We start from the raw sequence: 20,689 nt of genomic DNA, 5'->3' as shown, positions 1-20,689 counted from the left end.
TTAGCAAAAATTTATTGAAATAAAGGGTTAAAAATAACTGATACCAATAGTTTTATATGAATTTTTATAAAAACACTGTTATTAGCCGTAGACTACAAGGGCAAGCGTCGATATTAAATAGTACAAATGTATCTTATTTTTTTGAATTGATGTTTATACCTACTACTATTATTGCTGCCCTCACCTCCCTATATCACCTCATAGCCTGTGGCTGTTATTTGCCATAAATATGTTAATATAGGCGACATGATTACTTACCTTTTATAATTATTAAATTGTAAAAAAACCTTTTAATTTTAAACCTTTAAGACAATATCAATACGTATTGCTTTATATAGAAATTTAGTATCATTTTTCTTAAAACGACTTCACGATTAGGCACGATGCCTACAGGACACCTATATATGTCATCCCCGATTGCAAAAAACACCTTTGCTCATAACCGCTTTTCTCGAAATAATTTATCTCGCTTTATGATGAGTGCACTGCTTGTTGTGGTTGCTGCGGGCTGCTCAAACAATGCAGCAGATGCGACCAGCAACACCAGTATCGTCAATAATACCGATGCTAAAACCAGTACAAGTAAGGCATCCGCTGATAGCGATGCTGCCGTGGTAAAGGCGTTGCAGGCGAATTTGAATACGTCCGGTATTGAAGAAAATATCATTTCAGCCGTACCAACAGATATGGATGGTATTTATTGGGTCACAGCGGAAGGACTGCCTTCTTTCTTTACTGATAAGTCTGGCAAACACATTATCCAAGGTCAGATTATTTCTGTTGGCGAGGCTCTGCCTGTCGATATCAGTGCGGCATTGGTTGCTAGTACCGCACAAGAAGCCCTAAAAGCCGTCGATAAAAAAGACATGGTGATTTATCCAGCCATAGGCGAAACGAAGTCAGTGGTCTATGCCTTTACCGATGCAGACTGTGGTTATTGTCGTAAATTGCATGAAGAGATGGATGATATCAATGCACGTGGTATCGAAGTACGTTATTTGGCATGGCCGCGCAGTCAGGAATCAGTGCCAAAAATGGAAGCCATTTGGTGTAGTCAAGATCGTAAGGCGGCCATGAATCAAGGAAAAATGGGCGCTGATGTACAAGCGCCTAGCTGTGCTAACCCTGTACAAGAACACATGGCACTGGGTGCAAAACTTGGTGTGCGTGGTACTCCCGCTATCTTTACAGAATCTGGTCAGCAAGTAGGCGGCTATCTACCTGCGGCGGAGTTGGCTCAAGCTATCGGTGCTAGCTAAAATCTGTTATTGTTTCAGGTATTTGTGATATCTATGACGATGGCGACATTGTGTAGACGTCACAACTGCTTGTCGGTATGATACGATAAAGCGCTATGAAAAATCAGCAGCATACTTTTTATTTGAGTATTTTTTATTCAACTGTAATGAAAAATCGATAAAGCTGCGACTGTCAAAATGCACGCAAATACTACAGCTAGTAGCGCATGTGCATTTGACTCTATGACAGCGTTATCATTGGTTCATTATATTTAAACTCTTGAGGATACTGTGAGTAATTCCATCAAACTAGCGATACTTGGTCTGGGCACCGTCGGAACGGGCGTGATCAATCTAATCAATGACAACTTAAATGAGCTAAAACGCCGTAGCGGACGCGACATTATCATTACCGAAGTTGGTACGCGCCGTCATCGTGATGATATTGATCCCAATATTATGCAAAACAGTGACTTGATGGCAACTGCTGCAAGCGACAATGTCGATATCGTCGTCGAGGTGATTGGCGGTACGACCCTTGCCAAAGACGTAATTATGCACGCCATTAAAAACGGCAAGCATGTGGTGACTGCAAATAAGGCGCTATTGGCGGAGCATGGCAACGAAATCTTTGCCTTTGCTGAAGAGCATAACGTCCATGTCGCTTATGAAGCAGCAGTCGCAGGCGGTATCCCCATTATCAAAGTCATGCGCGAAGCGCTCGCTGCTAATAAAATCGATTGGCTAGCAGGTATCATCAACGGTACTGGCAACTTTATCATGACCGAAATGCGTGATAAAGGTCGCCCGTTTGCAGACGTGTTGAGCGAAGCACAAGAATTGGGTTATGCAGAAGCAGATCCGACTTTTGATGTCGAAGGTATTGATGCGGCTCATAAACTGGCATTACTCGCATCTATCGCCTTTGGTATTCCGCTGCAATTTGATAAGGTCTACTGTGAAGGCATCACTGGTATCACCTTACAAGACGTCAACTATGCGGAAGAGCTTGGCTACCGTATCAAGCATTTGGGCTTTGCCGTACGCCGTGATGGTCAAGGTAATGATGAGGCTTCTGGTATCGAACTACGCGTGCACCCAACGCTCATTCCGCAGGATGCGTTACTCGCCAACGTCAATGGCGTAAAAAACGCCGTACTGGTCAACTCTCATCCGCTTGGACAGACGCTATATTGTGGCGATGGTGCTGGTGCTGGCGCAACCGCTTCTGCGGTGATGGCCGATGTGATGGACTTGGTGCGTGTTCTAGGTAGCAAAGACAGTAGCGATGAAAGCAACAGTAATCAAAACAACCACGGTCACCATGTGCCGCATTTAGCATTTATCCCTGAGCAGCTATCAGACACGCCCATATTGCGCGCTGAGCAGATGATTACCGGTTATTATTTGCGCGTACACGCTTATGACAGCCCTGGTGTGTTGGCAGATATTACTCGCATTCTAAGCGATGCTGGTATCAATATCGATGCGATTTTACAAAAACCTGCGCACAAAGTTGGTCAAGTTCCAGTTATTATCTTGACGTTACCCGTGGTCGAAAGTCAGATGAATCTAGCCATCGAAAAAATTGAAAAATTAGAGACCATTACTGATAAAGTAGTACGCATTCGCTTAGATGAGCTAGCATAAAGCCCGCAGTTATTGAACCTAAAAGATGCTATCTAGTCCGCGTTTGGTTTTAATTAAAACAAACTCATTTAAAATACGTAAAAGGAATAATAACGATGTCAAATGATGCAATTGTAATTTTAAACGGCGCACGTACTCCAATGGGCGGCTTCCAAGGCGCACTAAAAGATATGAGCGCAACGGAACTTGGTGGTGCTGCTATTAAAGCCGCTGTCGAACGCTCAGGTGTGGCAGTCGATAGTATTGACGAGGTCATTATGGGCTGTATCTTGACCGCAGGCTTGGGTCAAGGTCCTGCGCGTCAAGCAATGCGTAATGCAGGTTTATCTGATGCAACTGGTGCTGTCACTATTAACAAGCTTTGTGGTTCAGGGCTAAAAGCAGTCATGCAAGCACATGACGGCATCAAAGCTGGTAGTTTCAATGTGGCAGTCGCTGGTGGCATGGAATCAATGACCAATGCGCCATACATTATGCCAGGGTCACGTGGCGGCTACCGTATGGGACATAAAGAAGTCAAAGATCATATGTTCCTAGACGGTTTGGAAGATGCTGAAACTGGCAAACTGATGGGTATGTTCGCACAGGAAATGGCCGACGAAAAGGGCTATACCCGTGAGCAAATGGATGCGTTTGCTATAGAATCGCTAAATCGTGCGCTCACTGCTATCAAAGACGACCACTTCAAAGATGAAATCACGCCAGTGACTTTTAAAACCCGTAAAGGCGAGCAAACCGTCGATACCGATGAGCAACCAGCGCTTGCTAATGCCGAGCGTATCCCTACTCTACGTCCAGCCTTCGCTAAAGATGGTACCATCACGGCAGCAAACGCCAGCTCAATCTCAGACGGTGCGGCAGCGGTTGTGGTCATGAAAGAATCGCAAGCAAAAGCTGAAGGCCTTGATTATCAAGCGCGTATCGTTGCAACCGCATCAAACTCTCGTCATCCAAGCGAATTTACCATTGCTCCGATTGGTGCAATTGAAAAAGTATTGGCTAGTGCTGGTTGGTCAGTCGCTGATGTTGACTTATGGGAAATTAACGAAGCGTTTGCAATGGTAACCATGGCGGCGATGGACGAGCTAAAAATCGACCATGCCAAAGTAAACGTTGAAGGCGGCGCTTGTGCACTCGGTCATCCAGTAGGCTGTTCAGGTGCTCGTATCTTGATCACGCTTATCAACTCTCTCAAGCGTACTGGCGGCAAAAAAGGTGTTGCGACACTTTGTATTGGTGGCGGTGAAGCCGTGGCTGTTGCTATTGAACTTGCTTGATACTCAAGCAGATTAATTAATCGATTGATATGTTAAATTTACCTCTATAATTATCGTTTATTATAAAATTTTCAAAATATCAGGAACCGCATCGCTATTTGCTTTGCGGTTTTTCTGTGTCTATGACTCTTAAATAAGCTAGAAATATTGCTCTGTGTAAAGACACGTTAATCTTTGACCCCAGCTATGTTATGCCACTTACAGCCTATTACACGCAATTACTTCAAGCGCACACTTTGCTACCTTGCTCATATATCTCATCGAAAATCATGATGTTAAGATTCTTACAAGTCGATGTAGAGGCTACTCACATGGCTTGCTACACCTTTTATTATAAAAATATTTTTACTAGAAATTTAACTTTTCCAAAACAACGATTGTTTTTAAAAAAATTAATAATGATTAACTCATAAAAAAGGAAGACAACAATGAGCCAACTAATTCGTTTAAAAGATATCCAAGCTACTCATAAAGATTTAATCGGTGATGATTATTACGACCCAACAGGTAAAACTGCTTATGGTGTCAATGAAGAAAAAATCGGTAAAATCGAAGGTGCATTAGTAGAAGACACCACTGGTCGCATTCGTTATTTGATTGTTGATGCTGGTGGCTGGTTCAGTTCAAAAGAAGTATTGGTACCCGCTGGCTTGGCACGTATCGTTGGTGATGACGTATTCTTTGACAGCTTGACCAAGTCTCAAGTCGATGCCATGGAAGTATATGACCATGATTATCAATATAGCTACAAAGACCAGTATCAAAAGGATCGTCAAGCATTTGTTGCTGATACTGTTCCAGTTGCAGAGCGTATGGAGATTGCAGACCATGCCTATGACGCACCAAATACACTAGAGCTACTAGAAGAGCGCTTGACCGTCAATAAAGACCGTATCGTGGCAGGTTTGGTTAAAGTTGGTAAGCATATAGTGACCGAAGAGCGCAATGTCGATGTTGAGCTAGAAGAAGAGCACGCTAATATTCAGCGTACTAACGTAGATCGTCCAACAGATCGCCGTATTGGTGACATTGATGGTAATCAAACTATTGAGGTTGAACTAGAGGCTGAACGTGCCCGCGTTGGTAAAGACACTTACGTATCTGAAGAAGTGAACGTCGGTAAAACCACTGAACGTCATACTGAAACTATCGTTGAAACTATCCAACGTGAAGAATTGGATATCGATCGCGATGGCAACGTAGTAGACCGCGAAGGCAACATAATCGACCGTGATGGTATTACTGCAGAAGACGTACGCCGTGCTCGTGGTATGTAATACGCTAAACCGTCATACTGTTTGGCTGTCATTCAAAAGTAAGATCGCCGAGCAATACATGACCGTAATAAGCAGCCAAGTATTTTTACTTAGTGAATTAAGACCAGAGCATGCCTCTGGTCTTTTTTTGCTTACTATACTCAAAAATACTTAGGAATTAAAAATACTTAATGACATCTGATAAGGCTAACCTTGCAAAATCTGCAAAAATGGCTCTAAAATATTGTATAACGATTATTTCATAAAGATAAGGACATTATGATGACTAGCAATCACGACGACAGCATCCCGAACGATAGCTTTCTACAAGAGAGTTTACATAACAAGCAAGGGACACCAAACGCTATAACTGCCCCAATTAATACTAATAATGGCACAGTAGCTAATGACATAGAAGGTAATGATATAAGTAGTAATAACATAGATAAGAGCAATCATAATGTTGGACACTTGGAACTATTAGAAGAGCGTCCTGTCATCAATAAAGAGCGTTTAGATGTCGGTAAAGTGACGGTGACCAAGCACGCTCGCACTAAGACCATTGACGTGCCTATTGAGTTGGTAGAAGAATATATTACTATTCGTACCGAATACCACGATGCGAAAAGTCAGGACTTATTGTCAGGCAATTATGATGAAAAGGATATATTGCGCCATATCGAGCCATCGTTAGATAGCAAGGCGGTCGTTACCGTGAATGGCAAACAGATTGAAATTGGTGATGAGCCGATTGAAATTATCCTATCACGTCAAGTGGCTACCATTACTAAAGACACTTATGCTATCCAAGAAATCGATATCAATAAAACCACTCATACCCATACAGATAGCATCCAAGTAGTGCTTAAGCATGAAGAATTAGATGTGAAGGAAGAAGGGTTTTTGGCACATGAATCTAGTGCCACTCCTCATAAATAATTTTGCTGACTCATTAAAACTACACATCAAAAAAGCAACATTATCGTTGCTTTTTTCTTGATTGCTTACTTATTATGAGGTTTTTTTACATTCATAAGTGCTGACATTCGCCGCATCTGTACCTGCTGTACGCATCACACCCGTCTCACGCGCTTCGTGTGCTACACGCCACTGGGTAAAGCCCTGACTCCCATCAATAGCAGTTGCTACTTCAAACACTTCTGGATTACTGGCATCATTGGTTTTATTTAATGTCACCGTACCCGTATCAGTCGCGATGACTACTTGTTTGGCATCTTCTTTATAAGTTGCATTAACTTTCAGCTCAGGTGAGCACAGATAGGCTATTTGACTGACGCCACTATTTACCGAAGCTACGGTATCATCCTGTACTTCACTGAGCGATGCATCCGCTGTATCGACAACCACCTCATTAGGCTCAGCAGGTTCAGCGGACATCGGCACCGTTTCTTCGCTATGAGCACCATCATCTATACCCGCTTCTGTATCTGACTGTTGCTGACAAGCACCAAGCGTCAGGACGCCAGCAAGTAGGCCAGTCAGCGCCACAGAAGTACGCAATTTTTTTAATAATTCTATAGTCATAACACTTTCCCCAATGAATATGTTAAACACTATAACGTGTCCATAAATCCACGCCTATGTTGAATTTGTAAGTAATCAATACGAAATATAGCCAACGCATTTGTGAAGAGTCAACTTTACTATCTGCAAATAATATAGTCGATTCAAGATAATGTAGAGACAAAGAATATGAGCAAATACAGAAAAGCCCTTATCTAAAGTAGATAAGGGCTTTTGAGACTAACGAATATTAAAGATATATAAGCAGCAATGCTTAGCTGTTTATTATCAATATTCGCTTATGAATGCTATATTTTACCATGACATTGCTTGTACTTAAGACCTGAACCACAAGGGCATGGGGCGTTACGACTGATATTCATACCAGCGTATGGATCTGCCTCATTGGTATTACTACCACTACCCACAACAGCACCTGCGACCGCACTACCAGCAAGATTGCGATTTTGCGCGGCGGCTTTTTCAGCCCCGCTATCCATATTATCAATATCACTATGCTCGAACTGCATTTGCATATGAGCAGCATTCTCACGCTGCTGTATTTCCAGCGCTTCTAGCTCTTCTTTGGTCGGAATATGGACACGTGATAAATCTTGAACGGTCTCAGATTTAATTGCGCCAAGCATCATTTGGAACAGCTCAAATGATTCACGCTTATATTCTTGCTCAGGGTTTTTCTGTGCATAACCACGCAGATGAATGCCTTTACGCAGCTGATCCATTTGGGTCAAATGCTCTTTCCAATGCTTGTCTAAGCTCTGTAGCATAAAGTGACGCTCAAGCTGGGCAGCATCTTTTTCGCCCATCTGCTCACGGCGGCTATGATAGCGATCGATAGCCGTTTGGATGATTTTGGCACGCAACCCTTCTTCATCTAAGCGGCGATCTTCATCGAGCCAATCATTGATCGGCATCGCAATCTTAAATTCATTTTCAAGCTCGTCTTCTAAGCCATCAATATTCCATTGGTCATCGATAGAACCTGGCGGAATAAACTGGTTAATCATGGCGTTATAGACTTCTTCGTGCATAATCTCAATGGCTTCAAGCAAATCCATCTCTGCTAGCAAGTCATCACGCTGACCATAGATCACTTTACGCTGCTCATTGGCGACGTCATCATATTTCAACAGATTTTTACGCGCATCAAAATCACGGCTTTCTACTTTACCTTGGGCATTTTCAATCGATTTTGAGACCATTTTATGCTCAATAGCTTCATCTTCTTTCAGACCCATGGCACGCATCATATTTACGACGCGGTCACCAGCAAAGATACGCATCAAGTCATCTTCGAGCGATAAAAAGAAACGCGACATCCCAGGATCGCCTTGACGACCGGCGCGACCCCGTAGCTGGTTATCGATACGACGTGATTCATGGCGCTCAGAACCAATGATATGCAAACCGCCAGCCGCAACCACTTGGTCATGCTTGACTTGCCATTCTGCTTTTAGGCGCGCCATTTCTTCAGGGCTGACCGAATCGATATCTTCAATAAACGATTGCCAGTTACCACCAAGGATAATATCGGTACCACGACCAGCCATGTTGGTCGCGATCGTCACAGCCTTTGGACTACCTGCCTGCGCGATGATTTCGGCTTCACGCTCGTGTTGTTTGGCGTTTAGGACGTTATGCTTGACGCCTTCTTGATCGAGCAAGTAAGACAACTCTTCACTGGCTTCAATCGTCGCCGTACCAACCAAGACTGGAGCACCTTTGGCTTGAATCTCTTTGATTTCGCGAATGATACCTTTGTATTTACCTAACTTGGTCAAGAAAATCTGGTCATCCATATCGATACGAGCAATCGGCTCGTGCGTCGGAATCACGATGACATCTAAGTCATAAGTTGATTTGAATTCTGCTGCCTCGGTATCAGCGGTACCTGTCATGCCTGATAATTTTTCATACAAACGGAAGTAGTTCTGGAACGTCGTGGTCGCAAGCGTTTGGTTTTCTGCTTGAATTTCGACGTTTTCTTTGGCTTCTACCGCTTGATGCAGACCTTCTGACCAACGGCGACCCGGCATGGTGCGACCGGTGTTTTCATCAACGATAACTACTTCACCATCATCGACGATATAGTGTACGTTTTTAACGAATACATGATGGGCGCGAATGGCAGCTTGTACGTGAGCCAATAATGGCAAACGGCTTGGGCTGTATAAACTTTCATTTTCACCCAACTCACCGACTTCGATTAAGAAGCGCTCAATTTTTTCATAGCCTTTTTCACTGATTTCGATTTGACGATTTTTTTCATCAATCCAGAAATCTTCTTCTTCGTTATTCTTATTGGCCTCTTCATCTTTTGAGCGAATCAGCACAGGGATAATGGTATTAATCAGCGCGTACATACGTGAAGAATCTTCGGCTTGACCTGAGATAATCAGCGGCGTACGAGCCTCATCGATTAAAATAGAGTCAATTTCATCAATAATACAGAAGTTTAATGGACGCTGCTTTTTCTCTTTTAAACTAAAAACCATGTTATCGCGCAGATAATCAAAGCCATATTCGTTATTGGTACCGTAAGTGATATCCGCTTGATAAGCGTCGATTTTTTCTTGCGGCGGTTGTTGTGAATAAATGACACCGACGGTCATGCCCAAAAAGCCAAATAATGGACGGTTCAATTCAGCATCACGCGCCGCCAAATAATCGTTGACCGTAACCAGATGCACACCTTTACCACTGATGGCATTGAGGTACATCGCCAAAGTACCCATTAGGGTTTTACCTTCGCCCGTTTTCATCTCAGCGATTTTGCCTTCGTGCAAGGTGATACCACCGATCAGCTGCACATCATAATGACGCATACCATTGACGCGTAATGACGCTTCACGGCAGACGGCAAACGCTTCTGGTAGTAATGCATCTAAGCTTTCACCTTGTTGGTGTCGTGCTTTAAACTCTTCGGTTTTTTGTTGTAATTGCTCATCAGACAGGGCTTGTACCGCAGCCTCTTGTGCGTTGATTTTGCTGACCACTTTGCGCATGCGCTTTAATTCGCGGTCATTTTTAGTGCCAACCACACTGCCTATAATCTTTGATAACATAATTTTTTGACCTATGGAAATATTCGATAATTAGTGCGCATTAGCCAAAGCTTCGCCCGCTGCCGCCTTGTCATTACAGTCATCACCTGACTAAGTACCTTTTGTTAACAAAGCACCTCTTAACAAAGTACTAATTAATAAGGTACTGCCTAATGAAGTGTCGCCTAATGAAGTATCGCCCAATTAAGTGTGACGTCATTATATATGGTTATGACGCCGATGGATACAAGGGCAGCGAGTAGATATTTGCCGACGTAAAAGCGCGGCAGGACGTGTTAAAATAGTAATTACACTTTCACACTTCTTAGTTTTTTGACTGCTAAATTTGCGCGCTATGATGACCCTTTAATAAAGCTATTTTGGTAAAAATCAACCAGAATCTTGCAAATCAACCACTCATAAGCGAGTGTTTTTCTCATCTATTTTTTACACTGATCTGACTATACCGTCGTCCGTTTAACGCCAGCTGACTAAAAAACCCATTTAAGCATTATAAGAGACTCTGCATGACCGCTAAGCCATCCGCTCAAAACCTTAACGCCGAAAAACCTACTCCGTCAAAGTACGCAATATCAAAACAACAGACCGTGACACCTTTGATTGCCGATCAGTTGATGGTAGGCGATACCGTTTATCACTTGGCAGATCATACGCCGATGATGGTGCAATATCTAACCATGAAAGCCAACTATCCACAAGCGTTACTGCTGTACCGCATGGGTGATTTTTATGAGTTATTTTTTGATGATGCCAAGCGCGCGGCACAAATATTAGACATCACCTTGACTCGCCGTGGTACGGATAAAGCGGGCAATACCATTGCCATGGCAGGTGTGCCTTTTCATGCGGCCGATAGCTACATGGCAAGGTTGATAGCTGCTGGGCAAACCGTCGTTGTGTGTGAGCAAATTGACGAATCAGCCACTGGCACTGACAACACGAATAACCCGTCCAATGCTCCGACGATGGGCGATAAGCAGAAAAAAGATAAAAGTAAATCTGCTGCTGGCAGTATTATGCGCCGTGAAGTGGTTAAAACCCTGACCGCAGGGACAATTACTGATGATGCTTTAATTGCGCCCAATCATACGCCAACTGTGGTCGCCATTGATATCGAGATACCTAAATCGAACAGCAAACAACCTGTGCAAGCTGCCATTAGCCAAATGAATTTAGCTGCTGGAACACTAACGACGCAAACACTAAGCGTCAGCTATAATAACAGCCACGATGATGTTAAAAATTTGCAAACGCAAATGCTGACGGTGTTGGCACGCTTTGCGCCTAGTGAATGTATCATTAGCGAAGCACTTAACGACCGTATCGGCGAAGATTGGCTGCTGTGGCTACGTCAACATCTCGACTGTCCGATTATCGAAGTGGCGGAAAATGACTTCCACCGTGAGCATGCCAGCGCAACTCTTTGCCAGCAGTTTGACGTGCAGCGCCTTGAGGGACTAGGAATCAATGACGCACTTCTTGCCCAATCTAGCTGTGCGGCGCTCATACATTATGCGCGGCAAACTCAGCAGCGTCATGTGCCACAACTTAATCAGCTGATCATTGAGTACAGTGACGATTATTTAATTATTGATGCCAATAGTCAGCAAAATCTTGAGCTATTTACACCCGTTAGCAGTAATGGTACGTCATTGATATCGGTACTTAATCACTGTCAAACGCCAATGGGAAGGCGCTTGCTCGTACAACAAATGAAGCGTCCACTGCGGCAGCATGAGCGTATTAATCTACGTTTAGATGCGATAGCCAGTTTGTTAAATACAGATAATCACTTTAGCGAAAATCAAAACATTCATCAAAATCTAGAAAGTAGCTCCTTAGTCACTAGTTTACGCGAGACTTTACATGCTATCGGTGATATGGAACGTATTAGTAGCCGTATTGGGCTAATGAGTGCTAAGCCGCGCGACCTGCGTAAACTTGCTGAGGGTATTGCTAGTAGCGCCCAGCTTACGACGCTACTGACAAATGCAGGTATTCGCCATGAACAAGCAGGACTGTTACCGATGCTAATGCAACAATTGCCTGCGCAGTTACCTGCCATACAGTCCGTCGCTGAGCTGATTGAGCGAGCTATTATCGCAGAACCACCTGCCCATATTCGTGATGGCGGCATGCTCGCCGCTGGCTATGATGCTGAGTTTGATCGCCTGACTCATTTACATGACAATATCCAAGTGACATTGGATGAAATGGTCGAGCGCGCACGTTTAGAGAGTCAATTACCCAGCCTAAAAGTAGGCTTTAATAAAGTGAGCGGCTTTTATTTTGAATTGCCTAAAATGCAAGCAAAGAATGCACCGACGCATTTTATCCGGCGGCAAACGCTCAAAAGTAGCGAGCGCTTTATCACTGACGAGCTAAAAACAGTCGAGACAGAATATCTAAGCGCGCAGTCATTAGCATTAACCCGTGAAAAGCAGCTGTATCACGAACTCTTAACTGAACTCAGCAACCATTTAGCCGAACTGCAACAACTGAGCGCTGCGGTTGCGCAAATAGATGTGCTCAGTAATTGGGCACAGCTTGCAATTATTTATAACTGGCAGCGTCCAGTCATGAGTAACGACTCAAAAGAAGATAGCGGCTTAAAAAACAGTCACTCAAAAAATGGCTTGAACCATAAAAGTCAAACCAGTATCGATATCAAAGCAGGTCGTCATGTGGTTGTCGAAGCGGCGCTAAATCCAGACAATACTGGAAACACCGTTAATAAAAGCAACACTCCTCAACCTACGAGCCATTTTGTCGCCAATGATTGCGCTTTAGGCAGTCATGCAAATCCTGAGCGCCTGTTAATGATTACCGGCCCTAATATGGGTGGTAAGTCTACCTTTATGCGCCAAACAGCATTGATTGTCCTACTGGCGCATTGCGGCAGCTTTGTGCCAGCTGAGCATGCGAATATTGGTGATATCGACCGCATTTTTACCCGTATTGGCTCAGCCGATGATTTGGCGGGCGGTAAATCCACCTTTATGGTGGAAATGATTGAAACGGCCAATATTCTCAATCAAGCAACCAATAAATCGCTGGTACTGATGGATGAAGTCGGTCGCGGTACTGCCACCACTGACGGTTTGGCCATCGCCCATGCCTGTGTCAATCGCCTAACTGAGATTGGCTGCCTGACGTTATTTGCCACTCACTATTTTGAACTGACACAATTAACGAATGGTACTGGTAAGCATCATGCTGATATCCGTAATGTCCATGTAGCAGCCAGTGAAGTTGACGGTCAGTTATTACTACTGCATCAAATCAAAGATGGTGCAGCAAGCTCTAGCTTTGGTCTGCATGTGGCAAAAATGGCAGGGATTCCTACCCAAGTACTGGATGATGCCAAGCGCTACTTAGCCGATAACTTAAAATTAGACCCTAGCAAGGTAGAAAACGTGAGAGCCGTTGATGACAAAAATGAATTAGCTAAGTCAGTAAATGATAAATGCGATCATATGAATGGTCATGAAATAGAGAGAGCTGATATAAAAACCACCAATCAATCTCAAATAATAACTGATATTCCACAACAAAATCAGCTGTTTAGTTTACAGGATGAGCTAAGCGCGATTGATCCTGATAGTCTAACGCCAAAACAAGCGCATGATTTATTGTATCATTTGAAGAAAATCATTAGTCATTAAAGGGAATTGTCAATTAGCCGTAAAGGCGTTAAAATATGCCTTATTTTTCAACTATTCTATGTAGCCCTTATCGTTGATTCAATTTAAAAGAAGATCAAGGCAACCAAGTGCAGATGTATCAATAATACTTCACGCGCGGTGAGCACAGTAACTCTTTTAAAAGGGATGAACTATATCAGCCAATCCAATAACAGGTAGACCTCACTATGACCTTTGTCGTTACAGATAACTGCATTCTTTGCAAATACACCGACTGTGTGGAAGTCTGTCCTGTGGACTGCTTTTATGAAGGCCCGAACTTTTTAGTCATCGATCCTGACGAGTGCATCGACTGCGCGCTATGCGAGCCTGAATGTCCCGCCAATGCGATCTTCTCAGAAGACGAAGTACCAAAAGGGCAAGAAGTCTTTATTCAGCTAAACGAAGAGCTGGCGCAAAAATGGCCAAACATCACCGAGATGAAAGGTCAGTTGCCAGAAGCTGAGAAGTGGGATGGTGTAGAAGGCAAGATTCAGTATTTAGAGAAGTAGCTGATAACACCCGCTCTTTAAATAATAAAAATCACCCAATGGCAACGGCTATTGGGTGATTTTTTGGCTTTTCATTTATAACTATTGACAATCTTTCGTTAAATAGTTTCTAGATATACCTACTGACGCTCTACACTGCCATGACCCGTCAGTGGCGCGGTCAAGACCAATTGTCTCACCTTGCAGATAAGCAAGGTTTTGAATGGTACAGGTAACAGCATTAGTAGTTGTCCCACTAACAGCAGGAGAGCTGACCGTAAACTGACAGTATTTGGTTTGGTCAGGCATATTAAGACCACTTGGGCTAAAAGCAGTCACACCAGCCCCTTCATTGACTAATGTCTGATACGGTAGCCGAAATTGATTTATAGTTTGATAAATAGTCATTATTTGCGTTTGACGTATTTGAGTCTGATAACTGACACCCGCTATAGCAGCCAAAATACCAATAATAGCCACTACAATCATCATCTCAACGAGCGTAAAGCCTGATTGTAAGGATAAGTGGCGATGTTGAATCATGCTCATAGCATTTCTATTAAATTATTTATGTTATCTAAATAATGCAGGCATCATGCCATTGTCATGGCATTTCGAACAAACATAAAAAAACCAAACACTAAGTTTGGCTTTTTTATTAATTAACTATATTTAAAGCTCAATATTAAGCACAATTACCTGGCTTGTATTTTGCTTCCAATCCGTTACCAGTAGTACAAGCCCAAGTACCGTCATCAGCATCACGAGTTAATGTAATAGTCTTACCATCAATTTTAGTAGCGTTACCATTTTTAAGCGTACATACTATAGTAGTTGCAGTAACCGCTACGTCACAATATTGAGAACCTGTCGCTGTTACACCGATAAACCCTGCATCTGCAGCAACTACAGAAGGGGTTTTACCTTCATTAGTAGCGATTTCAAACTGAGTTTTTGCTGGTGCAATCTCTGCCAGACCACCTGTTGCTTGTGATTTAGCGATATAGTCTTGATAAGCAGGAATCGCGATCGCAGCCAAAATACCGATAATAGCAACAACGATCATTAGTTCGATTAAGGTAAAACCTTTTTGAGCGTTCATAAGAACTCCTTTGGGGTATATAAAGATAATTGGCTGCTTTTAATACAGTCGCGTTTTATCTTTAGGGATATAATATGTTTGTTTCTCTTATTATAAATGTTGCATATAACGTGCCAAAAATAATGGCTATAATGTACAGGCGTGCTAAGTACTAAGTACTCGATTATTATTACTATTTTTGCATAACTAATGATGACTTTAATAGTAACTGACAGATAATGTTACGCTTACCCTACTGCAAATTGTCAGTTTACCTATTACAGGTAGTAAAAGGTAAATCAAATTGACAATTTTTGTCAGTTATTAGGCTTTAATGCTGTTTTTAATCATTCCAGCTGTCTCCACTATCACAAACGCTACCTCTGCATTTCACATTTTGGAAATTGACACTGAGATTGCCATCGTTCGCCATTTGGCTTGTCGCTTTTGGAGTAGCAATGATGCTCCACTCGGACGTGAGAGGATTTGGAGTAAAGGTAATCGTATATAAGGCAGGACCTTGTCTAGGAAAGTTGCCGCCCAGCCCTGTGATTAGCGTATTACTATACGTGCCTTGTGCCAATTTACGACTCTCTATCTGAGCAGCGATATTATGCATCTCACTCATCATGTCAGTGCGTTTGGATTTAATGATATAGCGCTGATAGTTTGGATAGGCGATGGCGGCGAGTATGCCAATGATGGCGACCACTATCATTAGCTCCATCAGCGTGAATCCAAGTTGAGGATTAGAAGCGGATGGTAGCTTTCTCACATCTCTGTTCATTACCATTCCTCCTTATCAGTCCCACAATCAGCATAGGTCTCATCAAAAGTAATGGTACCTAGATTCTTACATTTTAGCCCACTGCTGGTCAGCATCATTTTACTGGCATGAGTGGTTATACCTGATTTTTTAGGCTCTGCGTACATCTTCCACGTCCTTCCTGTGGTATTCAGGCCTGCATTTACTAAAGAATTGGCCGGCACCGTACCATCTACGAGTATAATCTTATAGCGATAGTTACTAGCATCACGACCATCTGGTACATAGATAGTCTTGTTCGTCGCAGGGCTATCGTCATAGCTATAAGTCACTTCATTGGTTGCAGTATTGACCACTTGCGGTTGGAACCCTTGATAGGTCAGCGATTTAGCTCGCCAGCGCTCTAGTTCGATCTCAAGCCGCAGCATTTTTGCTTGTACCTCACGCTCTGCATTGCTTACCGCATATTGACGATAGCTTGGTATAGCGACAGCAGTCAAAATAGATATTATGAATATAACAATCAATAGCTCTATAAGGGTAAAGCCGCGATTGCTATGTTGGGCGGTCAGCGGTACGGCTGTCATGGGCGATGTCCTATGTAGCATAAAAGATAAGTATCGTAGCTGATCATATTATTGGCAATGCCGTTAATAATGATGACATTGATAATCTTGGCTACAATACTTAGCAAAAGTATGGCTGTTGCTATAGCGACTACTTGCGCTCGTACCAAGCTTTTGGCTGCATGGTATAGCGTTCATTAAATAGGTACTCAACCGATGAGCCATCACCATTGTCTTGAGTGGCCTTGTCTGTTCCTGAATACAAGTCTTTGATATTACTATCATCTTTTACGCTATCTTTGCCATACTTTGCGCGATTGGCTGCTTCGATACGGTCAGCGATAGTGGTTGTGCCGATGAGTACTTTGACATCAGTATTATCAGCATTATATGCGCCAAGTGCCAACTCTTGGATACCTTGACCGGCTGGAACAAAGCCGCCTGTACCTGATATAGAGGTGTCTTCCATACAGACACCATAAGGTAGACAATATATCTGACGCTCAGAGCCGCCTGATATCTTGGCGGTACAGCTCGCCGTGTTGCCATATACTTTGTCAGGGTTATAAACGCTGGTATAGAGTAGGTTGTTAATCACCACACTATCGCCGATGCCTTTATTATATCTAACGTTGTTATAGCCATCGAAGCGCGTGAGCGGATAGTACCAGCCATTTTTGCTAGCTTGAACAGCAGCTGTTCCACCACTTTGTGCCTTACCTATCATCGCCGCGATGGCTGCGTCTTTTTTAGCTGTACGGCTTGGATCGGTGGTTTGGCTTGCAATCTTTGGAATCTCATCGCCTAAGTTGACCAATTTGGCTTCTGTTAGGTCGGCTATCGTTTTGCTAAAGCCACTCTTAAATAGATCTGCATGGGTCACATCGTTATCGATGATGCCGTATACACGGTTGGCATAAGCGTTATTATCACGCAGTATCGATAGTGGCGCGCTGCGGTTACCTGAGATCACATTAACCATAGCAAAGAGTTTGCCATTATCTGGTCCCGCTTCTCTACGGAAAAAGCTCACTATCGGGCTCTCATAAAAGCGATAAGCAAGCTTTTTATTAGTTGGGACGACATTGAGTATGCGCGTCACGCCTTTGTTAGCAAAGCTATTGACAGCGGTAAAGCCAAACTGCTCAATACGAGCGTTCTCAAAGTCTGCGCGGAATACTTGCCCGCCTAAGTCAGCAGCATAGATATGATCTATCAGGCCATCATTATCGCGATCCAATACGGTAATACCACCGGTAATACTATTAATCATACTATCTATTTTGACATTTTTACCTGATGATGCAGCGCTACTAGTTGACCATATCAGCTCGCCTGTCTGGGCATTGACCATATATATAGCACTACCCTTGGCAGGCTTTGCAGTAGTTGGTACGTAGTCATCTTCTTCGTAGCTCATATCATAGCCACCACCGAATATCAGCACATCAGTTGGCGCGGTGTTCTTTGTAGTGCTAGAGCCTTTAGTTAGGCGTATTTTTGCAGCAACGGGTTTGCTCCAAATCTGACCCAAACGCTCAAAACCTGTGGTTGCAGATTTGCCAGCAGTCGTGGAGCTGACCCCTTGCGATGTAATGGTAAATAGTATCTTAGGTGTCGATTTATTAGTGATGTTCATACCATAGAGCGCTTCACCGCCCATACGCAGACCACCATAAGCAAACATGCCTTTGCCTGATGTAGTATCGACGGTTACTCTTTTACCCGCTAAGTCATAATTGTAGTCGGTCTTGACCAGCCACGGCGCATCTACTCCAAAGTAGGGCTGGCCTATGTCAGCTTTGATTGAACCTTCCACTAACGCTTCTGGTTGATTGATGAGCATTTGTCTAGGTATAATAGCGACTTTTTCTTTACCTTCTTTCGCCTCTACTAAATGCAAAGCACCGTCCATAGAACCAAATAGTACATAGTCCTCTCCAGAGTTAATGATATTACCCTTATCATCTAACTCTGCGCCATAAGATATTGCTTCAGGCTTTGAATGCACAACACCACCTAAAACTTTTGTTTTTTTAGTTGGTTGAGTTAGATTTAAATTTTTTACAAGAATTGAGTCTACTGCTTGACCACCATTCGTTAGCACACTACCAAAGCCTAAGAAGCTCAGCAGGCGACGTTGGTTTATTTGGCTATATGCCACGGTATCTACCAGTGTATCGAATCCTACTGGCTTACCGCTACCATTGACCGTCAGCTTACGCAATATTGGGGTTTTGTCACCACTCGAGGTATAATCCTCGACATACAAAGTACGCACACTGCTCAGACCTGAACTTGGCGTTTTTAATTGAGCATAAACACCGCCAGCAGCGATATTATTATTTGCAATAACGTTATTGACTTCAAAATCAGCAGATTGCCAGACATCTTGGGTATTTTCGTCAAGATTACCAGCTACATCTTTGTAGAGTTTACTATTACTTTTCCCAAATAGCGTGCCTTGATCCAAATTGTATTTTTTGAGGTTACCTTTCCATATACTGGCTGTGGAGATGATATCGGGGTCGAGCATCGGGAGATAAGCATACGGTAGTTGATTCGCTGCGCGATATGGGTCTTCTGGGATAGTAATCGTACCTGAAGGTGCTGTGTTGATAATCTGTACCAGACTAGCCGAGAAGTCAAGGATGCTTTTGGCGATATCTTCAGAGTTTTCAGTATAATAAAATCCGCCATCGCCGTAAGTCTTAGTCTCTCCGTCACCTCTACGTTCACCCAGTTTACATAGATTACGAGTATCATCATTAGCATTACCACTAGTACAATCCACGACTGTTTTTGCTTCACCATTTATTGTGATGGAGCGTGTACCCGTCAAACCAGCAAACTCACTACCAAAGCCCACAGTCGCAGTCTTAATGGGCAATCTTTTAGAATTACTTGCTTTATTACGTAACAGTGCGGCATAGCTCGCCATACACCCCCATGACCTACTGTCGGTATCGCCTGGCAAGGTGCTACAACTGTTGATCGATAATGCAGGATTAGAGCCTGATAAAGAAGCATTCATTACCCCTTTAGCTCTATCAGGACTACTACCATTCGGCTGACCATCTGTCAGTAGATAAATACCATTGCCGCTACACTCCTTATCACTTAAAGGAGAAATATAACTACCATCTTTTTTAGAATCACTTGATGACTGCGTAAAGCCACTGTAGGAATTATCGTTTGCAAAATAAGTACGACCACTATCATATTTGTGGTCTATATTAGACTTGGTACTATAACTTGGTAATACATTAGAGCTTTTTGACCATGGACCCCAACTATTACAATCATATACGTATGTGTCTATTTCGCTATCGAATGTTAATACGCTTTCATTACCATTACATTTACGCCACTCATCTCCTTTATTACGATACTCGCGCTCAGCAACGACTGTTACATCAGCTGTTGTTGTACCCATCATATAGGCACCAGCCTCGGCAAATGCATGAGCTGTCGGAGTATTACCCTCTGCCTCTAAATCTATAATCTCGGCAATTAGCTTTGCTCTTTGTCCAGCCGTTAGATCACTCGTGGGCTCTAGAACCACGCCAGTTCTGCCGTTGCCATTGTAACTATAGTTACCCATGCCTATGGCATAATTATCCGGGAGTGAGCCAGTATCTTTTATACTACCATCTTCAAAAACCTCATCTGCTAATAGCTCTATAAGTGCTACTTGTAAACGAGCTAGTAGTGTACGAGCGATAACATTACCATTGCTGTCTTTGCAGGTAGAATAAGTGATTTCTTGATTTGTAGTAGGTGTTGCTGTTTTATCTAGGACAGTATTGCCGTTTTCGTCTCGGAATAAACCATCAAGCGCAGTAGTATCAACTTGACGTGGATATACTTTTATACGGGACGTTATGTTGGAACTACTATAATTAGAGCAACCACTGCGATTACTCATACTCCCTGAAGTATCGAGCATCATAAAGATAGAAGCGGTACCAGGCTTGGCTGCTTTATAGATCTCAAGATCACCGATAGGTTTTCTAACTGAAGTATCAGTAGCACTATTTGCAGATACTAAAGATCCCATTATTACTATTG

The 20,689-nt window shown here is 43.0% G+C and carries 14 protein-coding genes; 7 read left to right on the top strand and 7 right to left on the bottom strand.

Annotated elements, in window-relative coordinates; genetic code table 11:
* The first annotated feature begins 404 nt into the window (after positions 1–404).
* The 5 genes from JMW94_RS08410 (at position 405) to JMW94_RS08390 (ending at position 6,360) form a co-directional block, all read left to right on the top strand.
* Complete coding sequence (locus JMW94_RS08410; RefSeq protein ID WP_109592344.1) at positions 405–1,259, top strand: DsbC family protein; 855 nt, start codon at positions 405–407, stop codon at positions 1,257–1,259.
* A 270-nt stretch (positions 1,260–1,529) separates the two neighbouring features.
* Positions 1,530–2,888 (top strand): homoserine dehydrogenase, encoded by a 1,359-nt coding sequence (locus JMW94_RS08405; RefSeq protein WP_109592342.1) that lies wholly within the window; start codon positions 1,530–1,532, stop codon positions 2,886–2,888.
* 95 nt (positions 2,889–2,983) lie between these two features.
* Positions 2,984–4,165 carry a thiolase family protein gene (locus JMW94_RS08400; protein ID WP_109592340.1) on the top strand — a complete coding sequence of 394 codons (1,182 nt, stop codon included), beginning with the start codon at positions 2,984–2,986 and terminating at the stop codon, positions 4,163–4,165.
* A 428-nt stretch (positions 4,166–4,593) separates the two neighbouring features.
* Positions 4,594–5,442 carry a DUF2382 domain-containing protein gene (locus JMW94_RS08395; protein ID WP_045443477.1) on the top strand — a complete coding sequence of 283 codons (849 nt, stop codon included), beginning with the start codon at positions 4,594–4,596 and terminating at the stop codon, positions 5,440–5,442.
* A 258-nt stretch (positions 5,443–5,700) separates the two neighbouring features.
* A complete protein-coding gene (locus tag JMW94_RS08390; protein WP_227685462.1) occupies positions 5,701–6,360 on the top strand; it encodes a YsnF/AvaK domain-containing protein in 660 nt (219 codons plus the stop codon).
* 72 nt (positions 6,361–6,432) lie between these two features.
* On the opposite strand, the gene JMW94_RS08385 is transcribed toward JMW94_RS08390, so the two are convergent.
* Together JMW94_RS08385 and secA are read right to left on the bottom strand one after the other, a co-directional pair.
* The gene (locus tag JMW94_RS08385) at positions 6,433–6,966 is read right to left on the bottom strand and encodes a hypothetical protein (RefSeq protein WP_109592336.1); all 534 of its coding nucleotides are present in this window, start codon (positions 6,964–6,966) and stop codon (positions 6,433–6,435) included.
* A 287-nt stretch (positions 6,967–7,253) separates the two neighbouring features.
* Positions 7,254–10,031, bottom strand: a complete 2,778-nt coding sequence (gene secA, locus JMW94_RS08380) for a preprotein translocase subunit SecA (protein ID WP_109592334.1) — start codon at positions 10,029–10,031, stop codon at positions 7,254–7,256.
* Between the two features lie 506 nt (positions 10,032–10,537).
* Between secA and mutS the strand changes: the two genes are divergently transcribed.
* Together mutS and fdxA are read left to right on the top strand one after the other, a co-directional pair.
* Positions 10,538–13,696, top strand: coding sequence for a DNA mismatch repair protein MutS (gene mutS / locus JMW94_RS08375; RefSeq protein WP_201603916.1), 3,159 nt, complete (start codon positions 10,538–10,540; stop codon positions 13,694–13,696).
* A 206-nt stretch (positions 13,697–13,902) separates the two neighbouring features.
* Positions 13,903–14,226 (top strand): ferredoxin FdxA, encoded by a 324-nt coding sequence (fdxA, locus tag JMW94_RS08370; RefSeq protein ID WP_192994430.1) that lies wholly within the window; start codon positions 13,903–13,905, stop codon positions 14,224–14,226.
* Between the two features lie 81 nt (positions 14,227–14,307).
* Here fdxA and JMW94_RS08365 read toward each other — a convergent pair whose 3' ends face one another.
* The 5 genes from JMW94_RS08365 to JMW94_RS08345 all read right to left on the bottom strand — a co-directional run bounded on the left by JMW94_RS08365 (position 14,308) and on the right by JMW94_RS08345 (position 20,678).
* Positions 14,308–14,754: a pilin gene (locus JMW94_RS08365; RefSeq protein ID WP_201603914.1), complete on the bottom strand. Its 447-nt coding sequence runs from the start codon at positions 14,752–14,754 to the stop codon at positions 14,308–14,310.
* Positions 14,755–14,890: 136 nt separating this feature from the next.
* Positions 14,891–15,307, bottom strand: a complete 417-nt coding sequence (locus JMW94_RS08360; protein ID WP_201603912.1) for a pilin — start codon at positions 15,305–15,307, stop codon at positions 14,891–14,893.
* Between the two features lie 322 nt (positions 15,308–15,629).
* Positions 15,630–16,073 (bottom strand): type IV pilin protein, encoded by a 444-nt coding sequence (locus tag JMW94_RS08355; protein WP_201603910.1) that lies wholly within the window; start codon positions 16,071–16,073, stop codon positions 15,630–15,632.
* The gene (locus JMW94_RS08350) at positions 16,073–16,639 is read right to left on the bottom strand and encodes a type IV pilin protein (RefSeq protein ID WP_201603908.1); all 567 of its coding nucleotides are present in this window, start codon (positions 16,637–16,639) and stop codon (positions 16,073–16,075) included. The genes JMW94_RS08355 and JMW94_RS08350 overlap by 1 nt, the downstream gene beginning before the upstream one ends.
* 130 nt (positions 16,640–16,769) lie before the next feature.
* Entirely contained in the window at positions 16,770–20,678 is a 3,909-nt protein-coding gene (locus JMW94_RS08345; protein ID WP_201603906.1) for a PilC/PilY family type IV pilus protein, read from the bottom strand.
* Positions 20,679–20,689: the final 11 nt, after the last annotated feature.

The sequence above is a fragment of the Psychrobacter immobilis genome, assembly GCF_904846185.1.
Taxonomy (GTDB): Bacteria; Pseudomonadota; Gammaproteobacteria; order Pseudomonadales; family Moraxellaceae; genus Psychrobacter; species Psychrobacter immobilis_B.
The sequence above is the reverse complement of the archived record's forward strand: the minus strand, read 5'-3'. Positions and strand labels throughout refer to the sequence as shown.

Coding starts and splice junctions, on each gene's coding strand:
- JMW94_RS08410 (WP_109592344.1), top strand. CDS start 405: ATGTCATCCCCGATTGCAAAAAACACCTTTGCTCATAACCGCTTTTCT.
- JMW94_RS08400 (WP_109592340.1), top strand. CDS start 2,984: ATGTCAAATGATGCAATTGTAATTTTAAACGGCGCACGTACTCCAATG.
- JMW94_RS08395 (WP_045443477.1), top strand. CDS start 4,594: ATGAGCCAACTAATTCGTTTAAAAGATATCCAAGCTACTCATAAAGAT.
- JMW94_RS08390 (WP_227685462.1), top strand. CDS start 5,701: ATGATGACTAGCAATCACGACGACAGCATCCCGAACGATAGCTTTCTA.
- JMW94_RS08385 (WP_109592336.1), bottom strand. CDS start 6,966: ATGACTATAGAATTATTAAAAAAATTGCGTACTTCTGTGGCGCTGACT.
- secA (WP_109592334.1), bottom strand. CDS start 10,031: ATGTTATCAAAGATTATAGGCAGTGTGGTTGGCACTAAAAATGACCGC.
- mutS (WP_201603916.1), top strand. CDS start 10,538: ATGACCGCTAAGCCATCCGCTCAAAACCTTAACGCCGAAAAACCTACT.
- fdxA (WP_192994430.1), top strand. CDS start 13,903: ATGACCTTTGTCGTTACAGATAACTGCATTCTTTGCAAATACACCGAC.
- JMW94_RS08365 (WP_201603914.1), bottom strand. CDS start 14,754: ATGAGCATGATTCAACATCGCCACTTATCCTTACAATCAGGCTTTACG.
- JMW94_RS08360 (WP_201603912.1), bottom strand. CDS start 15,307: ATGAACGCTCAAAAAGGTTTTACCTTAATCGAACTAATGATCGTTGTT.
- JMW94_RS08355 (WP_201603910.1), bottom strand. CDS start 16,073: ATGAACAGAGATGTGAGAAAGCTACCATCCGCTTCTAATCCTCAACTT.
- JMW94_RS08350 (WP_201603908.1), bottom strand. CDS start 16,639: ATGACAGCCGTACCGCTGACCGCCCAACATAGCAATCGCGGCTTTACC.
- JMW94_RS08345 (WP_201603906.1), bottom strand. CDS start 20,678: ATGGGATCTTTAGTATCTGCAAATAGTGCTACTGATACTTCAGTTAGA.